Source organism: Amycolatopsis sp. lyj-112 (assembly GCF_046549055.1).
Taxonomy (GTDB): domain Bacteria; phylum Actinomycetota; class Actinomycetes; order Mycobacteriales; family Pseudonocardiaceae; genus Amycolatopsis.
In genome coordinates this window covers 403,363-415,314 of sequence record NZ_JAJPWS010000002.1, presented here as the reverse complement: position 1 = coordinate 415,314, position 11,952 = coordinate 403,363, and the positions used below count along the sequence as shown (strand labels likewise).

At 68.7% G+C, this 11,952-nt stretch carries 11 protein-coding genes; 4 read left to right on the top strand and 7 right to left on the bottom strand.

Going from position 1 to position 11,952, the window contains the following annotated elements:
• Positions 1-10 precede the first annotated feature (10 nt).
• Positions 11-1,213 (top strand): glycosyltransferase 87 family protein, encoded by a 1,203-nt coding sequence (locus ACLJRL_RS08770; protein WP_410655573.1) that lies wholly within the window; start codon positions 11-13, stop codon positions 1,211-1,213.
• Positions 1,214-1,499: 286 nt separating this feature from the next.
• Here ACLJRL_RS08770 and serC read toward each other — a convergent pair whose 3' ends face one another.
• Positions 1,500-2,627 carry a phosphoserine transaminase gene (gene serC, locus ACLJRL_RS08765; protein WP_410655572.1) on the bottom strand — a complete coding sequence of 376 codons (1,128 nt, stop codon included), beginning with the start codon at positions 2,625-2,627 and terminating at the stop codon, positions 1,500-1,502.
• A gap of 115 nt (positions 2,628-2,742) precedes the next feature.
• On the opposite strand from serC, the gene ACLJRL_RS08760 reads away from it, so the two are divergent.
• Entirely contained in the window at positions 2,743-3,060 is a 318-nt protein-coding gene (locus ACLJRL_RS08760) for a hypothetical protein (protein WP_410655571.1), read from the top strand.
• Positions 3,061-3,081: 21 nt separating this feature from the next.
• On the opposite strand, the gene ACLJRL_RS08755 is transcribed toward ACLJRL_RS08760, so the two are convergent.
• The 6 genes from ACLJRL_RS08755 to ACLJRL_RS08730 all read right to left on the bottom strand — a co-directional run bounded on the left by ACLJRL_RS08755 (position 3,082) and on the right by ACLJRL_RS08730 (position 8,622).
• Positions 3,082-4,428, bottom strand: a complete 1,347-nt coding sequence (locus ACLJRL_RS08755) for a serine hydrolase domain-containing protein (RefSeq protein ID WP_410655570.1) — start codon at positions 4,426-4,428, stop codon at positions 3,082-3,084.
• A 14-nt stretch (positions 4,429-4,442) separates the two neighbouring features.
• Positions 4,443-5,063: a response regulator gene (locus ACLJRL_RS08750; RefSeq protein WP_410655569.1), complete on the bottom strand. Its 621-nt coding sequence runs from the start codon at positions 5,061-5,063 to the stop codon at positions 4,443-4,445.
• Entirely contained in the window at positions 5,060-6,214 is a 1,155-nt protein-coding gene (locus ACLJRL_RS08745) for a sensor histidine kinase (protein WP_410655568.1), read from the bottom strand. Before ACLJRL_RS08745 ends, ACLJRL_RS08750 begins: the two co-directional genes overlap by 4 nt.
• The gene (locus ACLJRL_RS08740) at positions 6,211-7,035 is read right to left on the bottom strand and encodes an ABC transporter permease (protein WP_410655567.1); all 825 of its coding nucleotides are present in this window, start codon (positions 7,033-7,035) and stop codon (positions 6,211-6,213) included. Before ACLJRL_RS08740 ends, ACLJRL_RS08745 begins: the two co-directional genes overlap by 4 nt.
• Positions 7,032-7,871, bottom strand: coding sequence for an ABC transporter ATP-binding protein (locus tag ACLJRL_RS08735; protein ID WP_410655566.1), 840 nt, complete (start codon positions 7,869-7,871; stop codon positions 7,032-7,034). Before ACLJRL_RS08735 ends, ACLJRL_RS08740 begins: the two co-directional genes overlap by 4 nt.
• A gap of 166 nt (positions 7,872-8,037) precedes the next feature.
• Positions 8,038-8,622 carry a TetR/AcrR family transcriptional regulator gene (locus tag ACLJRL_RS08730; protein ID WP_410655565.1) on the bottom strand — a complete coding sequence of 195 codons (585 nt, stop codon included), beginning with the start codon at positions 8,620-8,622 and terminating at the stop codon, positions 8,038-8,040.
• Between the two features lie 82 nt (positions 8,623-8,704).
• Here ACLJRL_RS08730 and ACLJRL_RS08725 point away from each other — a divergent pair, with 82 nt between their 5' ends.
• Both ACLJRL_RS08725 and ACLJRL_RS08720 read left to right on the top strand, forming a co-directional pair.
• Positions 8,705-10,204, top strand: coding sequence for an MFS transporter (locus ACLJRL_RS08725; RefSeq protein WP_410655564.1), 1,500 nt, complete (start codon positions 8,705-8,707; stop codon positions 10,202-10,204).
• Between the two features lie 36 nt (positions 10,205-10,240).
• A complete protein-coding gene (locus ACLJRL_RS08720; RefSeq protein WP_410656153.1) occupies positions 10,241-11,932 on the top strand; it encodes an SDR family oxidoreductase in 1,692 nt (563 codons plus the stop codon).
• Positions 11,933-11,952 lie beyond the last annotated feature (20 nt).

The following is an 11,952-nucleotide window of genomic DNA, read 5'->3' as shown; positions in this document are numbered from 1 at the left end:
ATCTCGCCAGGTGCTGGTGGGATTGTCGGGGCGGAAACTCGTGGGGGCGCTCCTCGCGCTCGAAGTCGTCGTGGTCGCGGTGCTGTTCACCCTGAAGGTGTTCGACGGCCAGGACCTCGAGGTCTACATCGGCGGCGCGCGGCTGCTCGTCGACTCGGGCGACCCGTACAGCACCTGGGTGCAGACGCACGGGGGTTCGCTGCCTTTCACCTACACACCGTTCGCGGCGGCGGTGTTCCTGCCCGGCACCCTTCTGTCCGCCGCCCTGGCGACCAGGCTCGTCGGGATCGCGACGATCATCGCGGGCGGGATCGTCGTCTATCTCTTCGTCGCGACGCTCAACGGTTCGCTCACCGACCGCACCGCCGTCCGGGGCCGGGCGATCGCCGTCCTGGTGGCGATCGGGGCGCAGCTCGCGGGCGGGATCATGGAACCGGTCCGCTCGACACTCGGCTTCGGCCAGGTCAACACCCTGCTGATGCTGATGGTCGTGCTCGACGCCCTGCTGCCGGGCCGCGCGCGCACCAAGGGACTGCTCATCGGCGTGGCGGCGGCGATCAAACTGACCCCGGCCGTGTTCATCCTCTTCTTCTTGTTCCGCAAGGACTTCCGCTCGTCGGCACGGGTCGTCGCCGGATTCGTCGGCGCGGGCGCGCTGATGTGGCTGGTCGCTCCCAGCGCGTCGGCGAAGTTCTGGACGAACATCCTCTTCGACACCAGCCGCATCGGCGATCGGGGCTATGTCGGCAACCAGTCGCTGCGCGGAATGCTCGCGCGGTTCGGGCTCGGCTCGGCGGAAGACGTCGTCTGGATGCTGGCCGCCGCGGTGATCGTCGCGCTGACCGCGTTCGTGATCGTGCGGGTCGCCGAACCGGTACTCGCGTTGACCGCTTGCGCCGTCGGAGGACTGCTGGTCTCGCCGGTGACCTGGACACACCACTGGATCTGGTGCGTGCCACTCCTGGTGTTGCTGGCTTACGTGGGCGTGTGGGCACGATCGGTCGTCGCGTACGCGCTCGCCGTCGTGACGGCGGTGCTGTTCGTGATGGCGCCGATGTGGCTGGCGCCGCGGCCGGCCGGGAGCTTCGGCTGGTGGCTGGCGACCGAATCCTTTGTGCTGTACGGCCTCTTATTACTGGTGCTCGGCGCTGCGGTTCCGAGCCGTCTCAACCGGACTGTCACTTCTCGACAAGCCCTGGCTGACGTCGCGTGAAGGCCCCTTCTCTCGGCTCAGCTGTGCCAACGGATCCTTCGAGTGCTTCAGGTCTGCCTGTACGCGCCCGGGTTCGAGGCGCGGGCGCGGGTGGGCTGTTGACGAGCGTCGCGGTGACTGTGGCCACGACAACGCTCGCACCACGCGGCTGAGGATTCTCATGATCACGAGAGCCTGCCGATTCGGGCGCCTGGAGTACCGGGGTCCTGAATGCCATGAACGGCCCGTTACTTGCAAAATTTGCAAGTAACGGGCCGTTCATGGCACGCCGGAGCGGAAGGCTAGCTCAGCCCAGGCGCTCGACGACGTACTCGATGCTCTGGGTCAGCCGCGTGATGTCGTCCGGGTCGATGGCCGGGAACAGGCCGACGCGCAGCTGGTTGCGGCCCAGCTTCCGGTACGGCTCGGTGTCGACGATCCCGTTGGCGCGCAGCACCTTCGCCACCGCGGCGGCGTCCACCTCGTCGGTGAAGTCGATGGTGCCGACGACCTGCGAGCGCAGCGACGGGTCGGTGACGAACGGCGTCGTGTAGCTGGTCTTCTCGGCCCATTCGTACAGGCGGGTCGAGGAGTCGCGGGTGCGCGAGGTGGTCCACTCGAGACCACCGCCTGCGTTCATCCACTCGATCTGGTCGGCCAGCAGGAACAGCGTCGACACCGACGGGGTGTTGTACGTCTGGTCCTTGCGGGAGTTGTCCAGCGCGGTGGTCAGCGACAGGAACTCGGGGATCCAGCGGTCGCTCGCGCCGATCTCGCCGATGCGCTCGACCGCGGCGGGCGAGGCCAGTGCGATCCAGAGGCCACCGTCGGAGGCGAAGGACTTCTGGGGCGCGAAGTAGTAGACGTCGAAGTCTTCGGCCTTGACCGGCAGGCCGCCCGCGCCGGAGGTGGCGTCGATGGCGACGAGTGCGCCTTCACTGCCTTCGGGGCGGCGGACCGGCACCGCGACACCGGTCGAGGTCTCGTTGTGCGCCCAGCCGACCAGGTCGGCACCGGCTTCGTAGGCGATCTCGGGCGCGCTGCCCGGTTCGGCCTTGACGACGATCGGGTCGGCGAGGAACGGGGCGCCCTTGGTCACCGTGGCGAACTTCGAGGAGAACTCGCCGTAGGTGAAGTGCTGCGCACGTTCGCGCACGAGACCGAAGGCCGCGGCGTCCCAGAATGCGGTCGTCCCGCCGTTGCCGAGGACGACTTCGTAGCCTTCGGGCAGCGAGAACAATTCGGACAGACCCGCACGCACCCGGCCGACGAGCGACTTCACCGGCTTCTGACGGTGCGAGGTGCCGAGGTAGGTGGCACCGGATTTCGCCAGGTTGGAGAGCTGCTCGTCGCGGACCTTGGACGGTCCGCAACCGAAGCGGCCGTCGGCCGGCTTGAGGTCCGCGGGGAGGGTCAACTCAGGTGCGTCGGTCATGCGCCCAGTCTCTCAGGTCGGGATGGGCCTGCTGACAATCGGTGCCGTGTGTCCGGCATGTGGGATCGCCGATCTGCCTCCCGCTCGCGCCGACCGACGGGTAGCTTCTCGCGTCATGGCGACAGTGCACGAGCGATTCCCCCGGCCCCCCGAGGCCCTGTGGCAAGCCCTCCCGAACGGGGTCACCGCGGTCAAGGGGCAGAACCCCTTCTACGACGCGGCCGCCGGCTACGTCACCTTCTCGACCAAGCTCGGCCTCTTCAGCTACGGGCAGACGGTCACCGTGAAGGTGGAGCGGACGCCGGACGGCGCGGGGCTGGCGATCCAGACGAGCCTGAAGTTCGGCTTCGTCGACTGGGGCGAGGGCAAGCGCATCGCCCGCAAGTTCATCGCGGGCGTTTCCGACGCCGTCGGGCACACCCCGGCGGAGTGAGGTGGCCCGACGGTTCGTGCGTCAGCGCCAGCCGTCGGGGTCGACGCCGCCGGGAACCGGCGCGGCCGGGTCGTACGGCGTACGCGTGAAGATGAACGTCGCGAGGTCGAGGTGGTCCGGCTTCCCGGCCGCGTCGCGCCCGATCCGGATCGTCTCGCCCGAGTAGTAGCCGTCGAGGCCGACCCAGGTGTCGTCGCCGAGCGGTGTGAACCGTGAGGCGCGGCCCGGGCCGTCGGCGGGCGCGAGGGAGAACAGGCCGTCCGGGAGCAGGCGCAGGTGGTACGGCGTCGGCCCCCAGTGCCAGAGGCCGGTCAGTTCCAGCAGCTTCGGGTCCACAGTGGACGGTTGCCACTCCGGGGGCAGCGACGGCTCGTGTTCCTCGGTCAGGGTGATCAGATCGAGGCACAGCTGCGTGATGCCGACGCCCGCCGTCGAGTTGGTCAGGACGAGCGCGCCGATACCGGCGTTCGCGTCGACGAGCGAGCAGGCGAGGAAGCCCGGCATCGACCCGGTGTGCCCGGCCAGGCGCCTGCCCTGCGTGCGGACCAGCATGACGCCGAGCCCGAAGCCGGTCGTCCAGGTGTCCCCGTCGTCCACGGTGACCATCTCGCGCATCTCGGCGACGGTCTGCTCGCTCAGCACGCCACCGGTGTGGCCGCCGAGGAACGCCGTCCAGCGGGCGAGGTCGGTGACCGTCGACCACAACTGGCCGGCCGGCGCCATCGCGCCCGCGTCCGGCGAAGGCTCCGGCATGAGGACGTCGGCGAAGGGGTGCACGGCGAAACCGTTCGCGTGCGCGCCTTCCGGATGCGGCGAGGTCCGGGTCATCCCGAGCGGGCCGAGGATCTCGGCGCGGACGACGTCCAGCCAGGACTGCCCGCGGTAGCGGGAGACCAGTTCGCCGAGGACGCCGTAGCCGACGTTGCTGTAGTGGAACCGGCTGCCCGGCCGGTGCCGCGTCGCGCCTTCCTTCAGGCTCTCGACGAGCGCGTCCCAGTCCGCGCCCACCGTGCGCTCCCACCAGGAACCGGGCGATTCCGCGGTCAGCCCGGAGGTGTGCGAGAGCAGCTGCGCGATGGTCGCCGCGCCGAACGACGTACCCGGCAGGTGCTGCTCCAGCGGGTCGTTGAGGTCGAGCTTGCCTTCGTCGCGCAGGCGCATGACGGCCGTCGCGACGAGGGTCTTGGTGATCGACCCGAGCCGGTATTGCGTGTCGTCGCCCGGTGTTTCGCCGTCGACGCGGCCACGCGCCCCGGACCAGGCGATTTCGCCGTCGCGGACGACGGCGGCGACGAGGGACGGGGCGCGGCACACGGACTGCTCGTGCGCGAGTCGGCGGAGCAGCGCCAGTTCGGTCGTGGCAAGCATGGGATGCATTCTGCCTACCCCAGCAGGCCCAGCCGCATGGCGGTGGTCACGGCGGCCGTCCGGTCCGAAACGTCCAGTTTGCCGAACGTCCGCAGCAGGTGCGTCTTGACCGTGGCCTCGCTGATGTGGAGCGCACGCCCGATGTCGGCGTTCGTGCTTCCCTGGGCCACCAGTCGCAGCACCTCGATCTCGCGCGCCGACAACGGCGACGGCGTCGGATTGCGCACCTGGTTCACCAGTTTTCCCGCGACGGAAGGCGCCAAGACCGTCTCGCCGCGCGACGCCGCCCGGATCGCTCCGGCGAGCTCCGTGCGGGAAGCGTCCTTGAGCAGGTAGCCGGAAGCGCCGGCCTCGACCGCGCGCAGGATGTCCGCGTCCGTCTCGTACGTGGTGAGCACGACGACCCGTTGTCCCGGCCGGTCGGCGAGGATCTTCCGGGTCGCGCCGACCCCGTCCAGCCCGGGCATCCGCAGGTCCATCAGGATCACGTCCGGCTGCTTGACCCGGCTCAGCGCGACGGCTTCGTCGCCGGAGCCGGCTTCCCCGATGACGCTGAGGTCCGGTTCGGCCTCCAGCATGCCGCGCAGCCCTTCCCGCACCACGGGGTGATCGTCGACCAGCATGATCGTGATCACGCGGGCACCTCCAGTTCGACTGTCGTCCCCGCACCGGGTTCGCTCTTCAGGTTCACGATGCCATCCACCTGGCCGGCCCGCGTCCGCATCCCCGCCAGGCCGAACCCGCCGGTGGGCTCGGCCGGGTCGAACCCGGCGCCGTCGTCGATCACGCTGAGCCGGACATGTCCGTCCTCAACGGACAAACGCAGCGAAACCCTGGTGGCGTGCGAATGTTTGCGGATGTTGCTCAACGCCTCCTGCGCTCCGCGGAGCAGGACGACCTCCGCGGCCATCGGCAGCGCGGGCAGCGGCCCGGCGACCTCGAAGGTCGTCGCGATCCCCGCCTCCTCGTCGAGACGCTCGGCCTGACGCCGCAAGGCCTCCTCCAGCGAACCGGACGCGAGCGCCGACGGTTTCTCCGCCGCGACGATCGCCCGCGCCTCGGCCAGGTTCTCCCGCGCCGTCCTCGCCGCCAGTTCCAGGTGACGGCGAGCCGCCTTCGGATCGGTGTCCATTTCGGACTCGATGGCCTGGGTGAGTGTGACGATGCTGGTGAAACCCTGCGCGAGCGTGTCGTGGATCTCACGGGCCATCCGCTCGCGCTCGGCGGCCGTCCCCGCTTCCCGGGAGAGCCGGGAAACCTCCGCCTGGCTGGCTTCCAGCTGTTCGATCAACGCGGCCCGCGCCTTGCTCTCGGTGATGATCTGCGTGGTGTAGCGCCCGGCGAGGATGCTGAAGATGATCAGGATCGCGGTCATCGGCAGCAGGACCGGCTGTTCGTCGATCCCGCCCCGGAGGAGCAAGGACGCCGGGCTCAGCAGCACCGCCGCCGTGGTGACGATCGAGGCCGCCTTCGTCGACATCGTCATGTAGAGCAACGGACAGACCAGGAACAGGATGAAACTCGAGTTGCCCGCGGCGAAGACGGCCCCCGTCAGCAGGATCATCGTGGTCGCGATGAACGGCCAAGGTGTCTCGAAGTCCTCGCGCCCCTTGATGAGACGGCGTCCTCGGACGAGGTAGGCCACGCCGATACCGGTGAGGCACGCGACGGCGATCGCCTTGTTCGCGGGTTCCCCGTCTTCGAAGATCACCAGAGCGGTCGTCGCGACGTAGGTGATCCCGAACAGGACCTCCCAAAGCCAAAAGGAGCGCTCCCAGGCGTTCATTTGCTTTCGTTCGACCAGCGGAACGTCAGCTTCGCCAGCGCCAGGCCCGCCACGCACCACGCCGTCAGCACCAAGGCCACCATCGGAAGTTCCCATGTACCCGCCATCTCCTGTGTCGCCGCCTCCGCCGGCAGGAACACCGAGCGGAAGCCCTGGCAGATCCACTTCACCGGGAAGAAGGAGGCGATGGTGACCATAACCTTCGGCAGTGCGGTGATGGGCGTGACGAACACCCCGGAGATGAACTGCATCGAGATGTAGATCAGGTTCATCACCGCGACGGCGCCGCTGACGGATTTGGTCGCCGAGCTGAGCGCGATGCCCAGCAGCGTGCAACTGGTGATGCCGAGCAGGAAGACCCACAGCGCGGTCAGCAGCTTCACCGGATCGGTGGGCAGTGTCAGGTCGAACAGCAGCATGCCGACGATCGACATCAGCACCACCTGGGCGACGCTCGAAACGCCCACCAGGATGATCTTGCCGATGAAGTAGGACGCGGCGGGCATCGGCGTGCCGCGTAACCGTTTCAGCGCCCCGGTTTCGCGGTCGGCCGCGATGCCGATGCCGATGCTGTTGAACGACGTCGAGACGATGCCCGAGCCGATCATGCCCGCGGCCAGCACCTGGCCGGTGGTGATCGCCGTGCCCGGCATCGACGAGTTGAGCATCGAGCCCAGCAGGACCATCAGCAGGGACGGGAAGGCGAAGGTGAAGATCACCTGTTCCCGGATGCGGAAGAACTGCCGTAGTTCGGCGGAGCCCCGGATGAGGCCGAGGGAGAGGGTGCTCGGGAGTTTGCCCGGGTGGGTCAGCGTCGTCATCGGGCTTCTCCGATCAGGTCGAGATAGGTGTCTTCGAGGGTGGGCCGGTGCACGGTCAGTTCCGAGGGCTCGCGACCATCGGCGGAAATGTCGCGGACGAGCTTGGCCGGGAAGTGGGTCCGCTCCTGGTGCTCGCCGAATTCGTCGGCCCAGCGGACAGTGGCCTCCGCGGTCGCGCGGCCGCCCAGCGTCTGCGGCGTGCCCTCGGCGACGATCCGGCCGCGGGCGATCACCGCGACACGGTCGGCCAGCGCCTCGGCCTCGTCCAGGTAGTGGGTGGTGAGCAGGATCGTGGTGCCGTCGTCGGCGAGGCTCTGGATCAGCGCCCAGAACTGGCGGCGCGCTTCGGGGTCGAATCCCGTGGTGGGCTCGTCGAGGAACACCAGCTCGGGCCGTCCGATGATGCCGAGCGCGACGTCGACCCGGCGACGCTGTCCGCCGGACAGGCTCTTGACGCGTGCGCCCGCCTTCTCGGTGAGGCCGACCTTCTCGATGATTTCGTCGACGTCACACGGGTTCGGGTAGTACCGGGCGAAGTGCCGGACGGTCTCCGTCACGGTGAGCTCGGCGGAGTCGTTGGCCGTCTGCAGCACGATCCCGAGCCGCGACCTCCAGGCGCGGCTCGCGCTGCCGGGGTCCTCGCCGAGGACGTCGACCTCGCCGGCCGTGCGTTTCCGGTGACCCTCCAGGATCTCCACCGTCGTCGACTTGCCCGCGCCGTTGGGGCCGAGCAGCGCGAACACCTCGCCCTGCTCGATGTCGAGGTCGATGCCCTGGACTGCGGTGTGGCCGGGGTACTCCTTGCGTAACCCGCGGACCTTGACTGCTGTCTTCATACGTCGATCGTGCTCCGGCGGACCCCTGTTCCGGGACGTCCGCTGGACTGAACCCGGTTGTCCACCGATCGACGGACACCCGGGTCACCGCCCCTCCGCGTTTCGTCCTCTAGTTGCGGTCCATGCACGCGCAACTACCGCAACTAGAGGACGAGACGCGGAGGGGTCAGGGAGCGAGAAGGGTGCGTACGGCGGTGTTCAGGGACGGGAGCAGGGCGGCCGGGTCGGCCGACGTGAGCATCCGGTTCGCGAAGCCGTCCGTCAGGGCGAGGACGGCGGCGGCCAGGTCGCCGGCAGGGAGGTCTTCGCGGACGTGCCCCTCGGTCTGGGCCGCTTCGATGTACTGCGTCGTGAGCTCGTGCATGTCGTCATAACCCGTGCGAATGAACTCGGCCCACGACGGCCGGACGGCGGCGCGGGCGGTGAAGGCGTTGACCACGATCACCTCGGCACGGCGCTGCTCGTCGAGCGGCATCGCCTCGGTCAGCAGGCGCAGCAACAGGTCCAGCAGGTTGCCGGACCGGTCGATCGTCTTCCATCGCTGTTCCAGGAACTCGCTGGTCAGGTCGAGGGCGAAGCGGAACAGTTCTTCCTTGGTGGAGAAGTACTTCTGCACCGCGCCCGCGGACACCCCGGCTTCCCCGGCGACCGAGCGCACGCTGACGGCCTCGACCCCTTCGCGCGCGACGATGCGCAAGAGGGCACCGGCGATCTCCCGGCGGCGTTCGGCCCGGTCCACGATCTTCGGCACTGACGCATCCTACTTTCGGAGGACTCCCGGCCTGGCTGACGTCTTTAGAATACGTTCGTATTCGAAAAAGGGGGGTAGTGCGATGGACGAAGTCGCCCGAAAGCGGCGGTCGGAGGAGAGCCTGCTCGCCGCGGCGTTGGCGAAGGGGCCGGCGGAGGTACTCGACTTCCTCCTGCCGCTGTGGGTCGGGAGTCAGCTCGGTGCGTCCGCAGCCGCGGTCGGTGCGCTCACCGCACTCGAGACGCTGGTGTCGTTCGTGGTGCGGCCGATCGCGGGATCGCTCGCGGACCGGTACGACCGGAGCCGGATCGCCGCGGTCGGAGCCGTCCTCTATGGACTGTCCTTTGTGATCTACGCGGTGACGCCGGGTATCGAGGTCGCCTATGTCGCGGCGGTTCTCGGGGGTGCGGGCGGCGCGCTGTTCTGGGTCGCCTTGCGAGCCCGCGTGGGGGAAGGGCTCGCAAAGGACGACGGCGCGTTCAGCAAACTGTTCGCGGCCGAGGGCGGCGGCACGTGGATCGCGTTCGTGGTCGCCATGACCGCGATCAACTGGATCGACTATCGGGGTGTGTTCTGGCTCGGCGCGGCTGCCTGCGTGGCCGCGGCCGTGGTGCTGCTGAACGCGAAATCCGTGCAGGTGCGCGAAGTGGACTCGCCGCGCCTGCTGCAGTTGAGCAAGCGGATGCGCCCGATGCTCGCGCTCGTCGCGCTGACGGCGATGGCCGAGGCCGGGGTCGCACTCCTGCTCCTGATGCATCTGCAACGCGGGCACCAGCTGAAACTCGGCGAGATCGCCGCCGTGTTCATCCCCGGGTTCATCGTGTACAGCTTCCTGCCGGACTACCTGCACGGGTTCGTCCGCAAGGTCGGCCGGACGCGGGTGCTCGGCCTGGCGATGGTCGCGAGCGCGATCTTCGCGGCCGGGCTGTCGTTCGCGCCCAGCCCGTGGGCGCTCGCGGTCATGTGGATCCTGTCCGCGGCGGCGTTCGCGGCGGCCATCCCGGTGGAGCAGGCCGTGGTCGCCGAAGCGGCCGGGCTGAGCCTCGGCCGGGCGATGGGGATCTACGAGAGCGCGACGTTACTCGGAGCGACGATCGGGACGTTCCTAGCGGGCCAGCTCTACGGTTCGGACTCCGGCTGGCGCATCGCGTGCTTCGGCGCGGCGGCGCTTCTCCTCTTCGGATCGCTGGTGGTTCGTGGCGCGGTCCGGCGCGTCGGAGTTGCGGAGTTTCCCGTGGAACCAGCGAAAACGCCGTCACAAAAGGAAAAACCGGCCTCGAAGGAGGTCGTGGAGGTTTCGCAAGACGCCGAACCGGTGAAGACCGGGGCGAACAAGCGGGCGAAGCCGCTCCGAAACTGGGCGACCCACGCCGTGGTATTCGTCCTCGCGCAGGCGGCCCTGGCGATGGCCGGGTACAGCTGGCCGGTCGAGGCGCTCTTCGGCGGGGCGCACGACGCCGGCTGGTACTGGAACTCGAGTGGTCACTGGCTGTTGAACACCGGCCGGATCTGGACGTTCGTCTTCGTGATCGACACCGCGTGGACGCTGGGCCGCGAGGTACTGAAGAAGCGCCCTTATTGACATGTTGTCTAACATGACAATATGTCTCATACGTGGGTGACGGCCAGCGACGGTGTCCGCCTCTCGGTCCGGGTGACCGGTGTCGACGACGCGCCCACGGTGGTGCTCGTCCACGGTTACCCGGACAACGGCTCGATGTGGGACGGCGTCGCCGCCCTGCTCGAACCCCGCTACCGGGTCGTCGTCTACGACGTCCGCGGCGCGGGTCGCTCGGACAAGCCTTCGGGACGCGGGTCCTACAAACTGGACCAGCTGTCCAGGGACCTCGCTTCGGTGGTCGACGAGGTCCAGCCCGAGGGCAAGGTCCACCTGCTCGCGCACGACTGGGGCTCCATCCAGACCTGGCACGCCGTCACCGGCGATCAGCTGCGCGGACGGCTCGCGTCGTTCACGTCGATCTCCGGGCCGAGCCTCGATCACGCCGGCGCGTGGTTCCGCGCGCAGCTGCGCCCGAACCCGAAGCGGCTCAAGAACGCGCTCGCGCAGGGGTCGCACTCGACGTACATCCTCGGCTTCCAGATTCCCTTGATCCCGCAGCTGTTGTGGCGCACCGGGGTGATGGGCAGGCTCATCGGCAGGATGGATCCGGCCGCCGCGGCTCCGTCCACTTCGGACGGCCTCTACGGTCTCAATCTCTACCGCGCCAACATGTTCACCCGGCTCTCCCGCCCGCAGCCGCGGAAGGCCGAGATCCCGGTGCAGGTGCTCGCGCCTACCGGCGACAAGTTCGTCACCACTCCGCTGCAGGCCGAGGTCGAGCGCTGGGCCCCGGATCTCCGTGTCCGCCGGATCGCCGGCACGCACTGGGTTCCGCGGGAAAAGCCGCAGGTGATCGCGGCGGCCACGGCCGAACTGATCGACCACGTCGAAGGCGGCGAGGAGAGCCGCGCGCTCAAGCGGGCGCGGTCCGGCGGATTCGCGCACAAACTCGTCGTGGTCACCGGCGCCGGCAGCGGCATCGGGCGGGAGACCGCGCTCGCGTTCGCCGCCAAGGGCGCCGACGTCGTCATCACCGACATCAACGGTTCGGCCGCCGCGGACACCGCGAAACTACTGCGGAACAAGGGTGTCACCGTCGGCGAGTACACAGTGGACTCTTCCGACGCCGAGGCGGTCGAGAAGTTCGCCCAGCAGGTCAAGGAAGAGTTCGGGGTCCCGGACATCGTCGTGAACAACGCGGGGATCGGCCTGTCCGGCCCGTTCCTCGACACTTCGGTCAAGGATTGGGAACGCCTCATCGACGTGAACCTGTGGGGTGTCATCCACGGTTGCCGCGTCTTCGCCGAGCAGATGCGCGAGCGGGCCGAAGGCGGTCAGATCGTGAACGTCGCCTCGGCCGCGGCGTACCTGCCGTCGAAGATCCTTTCCGCCTACGCCACCACGAAATCCGCCGTGCTGACACTGAGCGTGTGCCTGCGCGCGGAACTCGCCGCCGAGAACATCGGCGTCACCGCGATCTGCCCCGGCATCGTGAACACCAACATCACCAGCACCACCCGGTTCGTGGGCGTCGACGACGTCGAACAGAAGCGGCGCCAGAAGTCGAGCAGCAAGCTGTACGCGAAACGCGGTTTCGGCCCGGAGAAGGTCGCGCGTGACATCCTGCGCGCGGTCGAGAAGGACAAGGCGATCCAGCCGTCGACCCCGGAGGCCAAGGCCGCGCTCGTCCTCTCCCGGCTCACCCCTGGACTGCTGCGGGCCGCGGCGAAACTGGACGTCACCCCGTGACTTCCGCCAGACGCCCTCGC